The following is a 1764-nucleotide window of genomic DNA, read 5'->3' as shown; positions in this document are numbered from 1 at the left end:
TCTTCTTATTTTGGTTATAATTCATTTTAAATCCTCCTGGTATTTGAGTGTTGTCCTTTTCGCTGGGGAGCTTTAGGACACTCTTATTCTACCAAGAGGTTATTTTTTTGTTCAAACTTCATTTTCACTCATTACAGGAATGCTGCCCCGTTAGTGCAAGAAAAAAGAGATCGCCGCAGCCATCCCTATCCTTACCTCTTGCACCCTTAGTTCAACGAGTGATCTACCCAGACTCCGTTGTGGTTTAGCCCTTACTTGATTGCAATAATTGATCGCGTACTTCGGTCAATGCAAATCCAAGCAAGTTTCTTCCTTTCCATTTCAACGGATTTTCTACGTCTGGGTTGTCCTTTGCAAGCCCAATGCCCCAGATAGGATCAACAGGACTCGCTTCGACTAATATTCGATTTTTTGTAGTTTTCATGTAATTCCAAAGATCTGAATTTTGCTCAAATTTCGCATAGTTTCCACGTTTCACAATCTCATAACAGTGACTTTCCCAAATAGCCCAATTGAAGGACTTCACTAATCGACCAAAATCTTTCATCTCTTTAGGGTGACGGGCATTCATAATCGCTTTTAACATGGCTTTATCGCCAAATAACCTTGCTTTTTCTGCCATCATGAACTGTTCTGCACAACTGTAGGATTCGCCGTCAACAACGAAGTGACAATTCCACCACTGACTGAAGCAACTCTGGTTTATACTTCCATCAGGTAGAGGTGTATGTCCCCAAAAGAAAATGAATTTTCTTCTTTCTCCTTTTTCATAGACATTAATCAAATCTTCGATCGAGTAAATCATTCAATCTCCTCGCATTTTTATGAATTCATTCGATAAAGCATACGAATATAGTAACAGCTAGTTCCGATTTACTGAAGAATTTGCGTCGTTAGCGGAACAAACAAAAAACTGCCGAAACAGCTAAATTCATGAATTAACGACCCCGTTTGTTGAACAAGATTTTATTACAGTATTCTTTAGTTGTTAGGTGTATATTTTAATTTCCACTCTTCAAGTAAAGGGATAAAATTCTTATCAGGGTTAATAATGGGTCTTTTTGAACGAATTAACTTATATGCTTTATCAAATGTCCCCATAGTTTCACTAAGATACCAAACAAGTAACATAACTGACCTTGACCTTCCTTGATGACAAGTCACTAATACACGTTTCTTATTCGCTAATTTTTTTCCTAATATTTCTTTTGCTATGGGGAGATAAGTTTTTGCTTCTTCAATTACTCCATCTCTAAATGGAACTGAGATATATTCAACATTTTCTGGCAAGAAGACATTTCTGTTAGAGTCTCGAACATCTCTTAAATCAATCCAAACATCAATTTGAGGAGTCGGCATAGTTTGAAAGAACCCGTTTCCATTAAGATTCCGAGATTCCACTTTTCCATTTAGGAGGTTATCAATGTCATCTTCTCCACCCAGAAAAAGTAACCCATTAATAATTTCTGAGTGACCATATTTATCTATCCAATTAGGCGGTTTATGGTCCATATAAATCACCCTAATATCTTTTTAATTGTTATATTAAATTCGAATCACGCGTTATATATTCCTTTATATTGCAAATAGCCATACTATTTTTTCTTGTAGTCTTATTGAGTCGAGTAGAAGGGAGCCTTTCTACCTTGCGGTAGATTGTACTCCTCCCCCCTCACAGAACCGTGCTTGAGTCTGTCTAACAATTAATTGTAAATTTATAAAGGTAGGAAATATTTCTGTTATTTTCGATAAAAACAATAAAGT

Annotated in this window: 2 protein-coding genes; both read right to left on the bottom strand. The window is 36.3% G+C overall.

The genetic code is table 11. The annotated features are described in order from the left end of the window. Nucleotides 1-244 precede the first annotated feature (244 nt). Nucleotides 245-805, bottom strand: coding sequence for a riboflavin biosynthesis intermediates N-glycosidase (gene ybiA, locus AC59HZ_RS31220; protein ID WP_496549592.1), 561 nt, complete (start codon nucleotides 803-805; stop codon nucleotides 245-247). A gap of 176 nt (nucleotides 806-981) precedes the next feature. Next, nucleotides 982-1512, bottom strand: a complete 531-nt coding sequence (locus AC59HZ_RS31215; protein WP_496549591.1) for a dual specificity protein phosphatase family protein — start codon at nucleotides 1510-1512, stop codon at nucleotides 982-984. Nucleotides 1513-1764 lie beyond the last annotated feature (252 nt).

It is taken from the genome of Neobacillus sp. DZ-9 (assembly GCF_059587065.1).
The sequence above is the reverse complement of the archived record's forward strand: the minus strand, read 5'-3'. Positions and strand labels throughout refer to the sequence as shown.